The 4541-nt window shown below is 48.0% G+C and carries 6 protein-coding genes; 1 reads left to right on the top strand and 5 read right to left on the bottom strand.

Going from position 1 to position 4541, the window contains the following annotated elements; all coding sequences use genetic code 11:
- Positions 1–67 precede the first annotated feature (67 nt).
- Positions 68–478: an rRNA maturation RNase YbeY gene (gene ybeY, locus Q4A73_RS07185; protein ID WP_303206772.1), complete on the top strand. Its 411-nt coding sequence runs from the start codon at positions 68–70 to the stop codon at positions 476–478.
- Here ybeY and Q4A73_RS07180 read toward each other — a convergent pair.
- The 5 genes from Q4A73_RS07180 to recA form a co-directional block, all read right to left on the bottom strand.
- Positions 450–1328, bottom strand: a complete 879-nt coding sequence (locus Q4A73_RS07180; protein WP_303206771.1) for a DNA ligase — start codon at positions 1326–1328, stop codon at positions 450–452. The two genes, ybeY and Q4A73_RS07180, sit on opposite strands and share 29 nt — an antisense overlap.
- The gene (locus tag Q4A73_RS07175; protein ID WP_303206770.1) at positions 1303–1956 is read right to left on the bottom strand and encodes an AMIN domain-containing protein; all 654 of its coding nucleotides are present in this window, start codon (positions 1954–1956) and stop codon (positions 1303–1305) included. The genes Q4A73_RS07180 and Q4A73_RS07175 overlap by 26 nt, the downstream gene beginning before the upstream one ends.
- Complete coding sequence (locus Q4A73_RS07170) at positions 1946–2098, bottom strand: hypothetical protein (RefSeq protein WP_303206774.1); 153 nt, start codon at positions 2096–2098, stop codon at positions 1946–1948. Before Q4A73_RS07170 ends, Q4A73_RS07175 begins: the two co-directional genes overlap by 11 nt.
- A gap of 116 nt (positions 2099–2214) precedes the next feature.
- Positions 2215–3459, bottom strand: a complete 1245-nt coding sequence (gene eno, locus Q4A73_RS07165; protein ID WP_303206773.1) for a phosphopyruvate hydratase — start codon at positions 3457–3459, stop codon at positions 2215–2217.
- Positions 3459–4481 (bottom strand): recombinase RecA, encoded by a 1023-nt coding sequence (recA, locus tag Q4A73_RS07160; protein WP_303206769.1) that lies wholly within the window; start codon positions 4479–4481, stop codon positions 3459–3461. The genes eno and recA overlap by 1 nt, the downstream gene beginning before the upstream one ends.
- Positions 4482–4541: the final 60 nt, after the last annotated feature.

The following is a 4541-nucleotide window of genomic DNA, read 5'->3' as shown; positions in this document are numbered from 1 at the left end:
AACTCACACCCACATCGGCCAAAGGATGAAAAAATTTATATATAATGAGGGAAATGGGGGGAGCGGAATGATAATTTGTGAAGAAAAATGTGAATTTTTGGAAGCCATCGCTTCAAAATTAAGCCCTAGAGCTGTGGAGCTCGTTTTTGTGGATGATGACGAGATGCGAGGGTTGAATTTAAAACAAAGGGGCATGGATGAAAGCACGGATGTGCTTTCTTTTCCGCTGGTGAATGTGGGGGAGGGGCTGCCTTTGGGCTCTGTGGTGATTAACAAACATAGAGCCGCCGACAAGGCAAGGGAGCTAGGGCATAGCCTTGAGGATGAAATCGCCCTGCTTTTCATCCATGCTCTGCTTCATTTGCTGGGCTTTGACCATGAAAAGGATAGCGGTCAAATGCGACAAAAAGAGGGGGAGCTGGTGAAATTTTTCAAGCTGCCACCGAGCCTCATTGTTCGATCTGAGGCAGATGCCTGATGCGTAAAAACACGGGAAAGCGCGGGAGGGAGTTTTTCGTCAGGCCGTTGAATTTATAGGTGATGATGGAATTGATCGGCGGCGGATCGCTTCGATCTTTATCCTTGAGCCCCGAGCCGATTTTTATGGTTTTTCCATTAGGCATTTCACAGAGCAAGGCCCCGATCTTCCCCGCAAATTTACCCCTGCCCTCCGTGTAGCCTACGACCCTACACTCGGCATCTTCAAAGGGCTTGAGCTTGAGGGCATTGTCGCTGCGTCCCTTTTCGTAGGGACTTAAATTTTTCCTCACGATGACGCCCTCCCCGCCATTTTGAATGATGCCTTGATAAAAATTTTCAAGCTGAATTTTACTGTTGATCGGAATTTGCGGGATGATCTTAATGAAGGGGCTAGGATGCTTCGCCAAGTAATCCTCCAGCACGGATAAGCGCTTTTGCAAGCTGCAGGGGCTCAGTTTAAATTCCTCACAGGCCCTTGGCACATCAAAAACATTGTAGCTCACTTTTTGCCACAGCTCCTCTTTGCCCTCCTTGCTACGCACTAGCGCCGAAATGTCATCAAAGCTCCCCCTCCCCATATAAAGCTCCCCATCCAAGGCAAAAGGTGGAAAGGACTCGGTGAAAAAAGCTGGGGTTTTGATGGGATGATTTTGTCGCGTTTTAAGCACGACCCCGTCCCAAAGCCCTCGCACTCCGTCAAGCTTTTCACTCATCAAATAGCCCGTGAGGTTTTGCTCAGTGAGAGATGATTTGCTAAAATCCTTAAAAAGTAAAATTTCACTCGCAAAGGCGAAGGCGCTTAAAAAAACCAAAAATAAAATTTTAGAAAATATTGACGATGTAGGCATTGTTTTCTCTTTCTATTTTGTAATTATACTTTCCATCCAAATACAACACCAAGCGATAATAGCCATTATGTGAGCCAAAATCGATGCGCTTGAATAGGGAATCCTTGAGCCTGATGATCTTGCTTGGGGCTATTTTGTCGGATTTGAAATCCAGGACGATCTTGCTTGGGTTTCCTATGGAAAAATCGGCAATCAAATCGCTATCTGTGTTGATTTTGATCTTGTTTTTGTAGCTCGTGTAGGTCAAAAGTGTGTCGATTTTACCCATCTGAGCTGGGAGCTCAAAGTCCCTAGAGGAATTCGCATCGCTAGCGTTATTTTTGGGTATGGTCACGGACACATCCAAAATCTTTGAGGCCTCGGGGCTTTTGGAGCGCGTGAGCGTGTAGGTGTCGTGCCAGTCTATGCTTTTGTTGATGTCTAAATTCAATGTATCCTCTGTGCCGTCAAGATTGACATAATGAAAACTCACGCCCTTTAAAATTCTAGCACTGGAGTTGAATTTCACATCGCTTCTTTGAAAGGGTTGGGGCATGATGATGCTCGCATTTTCCTCAGCACTGAAAGGATTTTCCTTTGCGAAAGCCCAAACGCCCATCAGCAATAAAACCATGATTTTAACTTTCATCGGGGTAGAGTCCTTTCAGCTCGAAATAATCTTTCTGCGCCTTAGCGTTTTGCTCTTTGAGTTGTAGAATTTGCTTTGTTAATGCGTCCTTATTGGCCTCCAAAGAAAGCATCGTATCCAAAGAATACTGCCCAAAAAACATATTGCCAAAATAAACCGCCCCCACAATCACAAGCAGCGCCCAGAAGATAGTCGCCAAAATACTCGCATAAAGGCTCTTTTTCTTCGTGCTTTCGTCATATTCTTTGAGTAAATCGCTCAGATGTTTTCTCCCAAAAATTCATCATTTTCCAGCTCAATTTCAAGCAGCCTATTATACTTAGCCGTCCTATCCGCACGGGCTGGCGCACCCGTTTTGATCTGCCCTGTATTCAAAGCCACGGCAAAATCAGCGATAAAGCTATCCTCACTCTCGCCCGAGCGATGCGACATGATGCACCGGTAGCCATTCCTTTGCGCGAGGCGAACCGTGCGCATCGTCTGCGTGATAGTGCCGATTTGATTAGGTTTGATGAGGATCGCATTCGCCATTTTTTTCGCGATGCCCTCTTTTAAAATTTCCTCATTGGTTACGAACAAATCATCCCCCACGAGTTGAATTTTACGCCCCAAAGCCTCAGTGAGCTTCACCCAGCCCTCAAAATCATCCTCCGCCAAGCCGTCCTCGATGCTACAAATTGGATACTTCGCGCAAAGTTCCACATAGCGCGCGATAAGCTCCTCACTGCTCAAAGCCCTGCCCTCCAAGTGATACTTGTCATCCTTGAAAAATTCCGTGCTGGCGACATCCAGGGCGATTTTGACCGCACCCTCAAAGCCCGCCTTTTTGATGCATCGCACCAAAAGCTCTATGGGCTCGTTATTGTCCGATAAATTTGGCGCAAAACCGCCCTCATCGCCCAGGGCAGTGGGGTGATTTCTATCCGCCAATTCCTTCTTCAAAGCCGCGTAAATTTCACACACTGCCCGCAAAGCCTCCCTAAAGCTCGTAAAACCAAAGGGCATGATCATAAATTCCTGAAAATCCACGCTATTGTTCGCGTGGGCCCCGCCATTGATGATATTGCACATCGGCACGGGCAAAACGCTAGCATTCGCCCCGCCCAAATACCGATAAAGCGGCATCCCTAATGAATTTGCCACCGCTCGCGCCGTCGCCATCGAAACGCCCAAAGTCGCGTTCGCACCCAAACGGGAGTAATTTTTGCTTCCGTCAAGCTCACGCAAAACCTCATCGAGCTGGGTTTGATTGAAGGCGTCCAGTCCCAAAATCGCATCCGCTATGCTCTCATTGACATTAGAAATAGCCTTCAAAACGCCCTTCCCGCCAAATCGCGCCCCTCCATCTCTAAGCTCCAAAGCCTCCTTAGAGCCCGTGCTTGCTCCACTTGGCACTATGGCCGTCCCTGTGGAGCCGTCATTGAGCGTGATTTCGGTTTTTACGGTGGGATTACCCCTGCTATCAAGCACCTCATAAGCGCGAAGATCCTCAATCACCAGCATCATTCCTCTCCCTCATCGCCGCTCAAGGCCCCCTCTAGACCCATGGAATTTTGTATGGCCATAGTGATTTCATCGGCAAGGTCTGGATTTTCCTTCAAAAAGGCCTTAGAATTCTCCCTGCCCTGTCCCAATTTTTTATCCTTGTAGGAAAACCACGCCCCGCTTTTATCGATAACATCAAGCCTCACGCCATAATCGATAAGCTCACCCTCACGACTCAATCCCTCCCCATACATCACATCAAATTCCGCCACCTTGAACGGCGGAGCGACTTTATTTTTGACCACTTTGACCTTGACGCGATTGCCGATGGGCTCTTCATTTTGCTTAAGCGTGGCCACCTTACGCACATCAAGGCGCACTGAGGCGTAGAATTTCAGGGCATTACCCCCCGTTGTCGTCTCAGGCGTCCCATAACCCATAGCGCCGATTTTCATGCGAATTTGATTGATGAAAACCACCGTGGTGTTCATTTTATGCACGATGCCCGTGAGCTTTCTAAGGGCCTGACTCATCAAGCGTGCCTGAAGCCCCACATGCTGATCCCCCATATCGCCGTCAATTTCCGCCTTTGGTGTGAGTGCTGCCACGCTATCAATCACAAGCAAATCGATCGCCCCGCTCCTTGCCATAGTCTCCACGATTTCAAGGGCTTGCTCACCAAAATCAGGCTGAGAAATGTAAAGATTATCCGTATCCACGCCCAAATTTTTGGCGTATTTCACATCCAAAGCATGCTCAGCATCAATGAAGGCACACACTCCGCCGGCCTTTTGGCACTCGGCGATAATGTGGAGGGTTAGGGTTGTTTTCCCAGAGCTCTCAGGCCCGTAAATTTCAATAATCCTCCCCTTAGGCACGCCGCCTATACCCAAGGCCAAATCAAGCCCCACAGAGCCCGTGCCTATGCTATCAATCTGCTCGATCTCCTTATCGCCCAGTCGTAAAATCGTCCCCTTTCCAAAGGCCTTATCTAGGGACTTTAAGGCAGCTTCGAGGGACTTTTTTTTGCTCTCGTCCATGAAATTTTAAAACCTCTTCTTCTTCACGTCTTCAAGGATGTTGGAGGCGATGTCGCTTAC

Source organism: Campylobacter sp. (assembly GCF_030528245.1).
In the GTDB taxonomy this organism is placed as follows: domain Bacteria; phylum Campylobacterota; class Campylobacteria; order Campylobacterales; family Campylobacteraceae; genus Campylobacter_D.
Note: the sequence above shows the minus strand (reverse complement) of the source record. Positions and strands in the feature narration are given on the sequence as shown.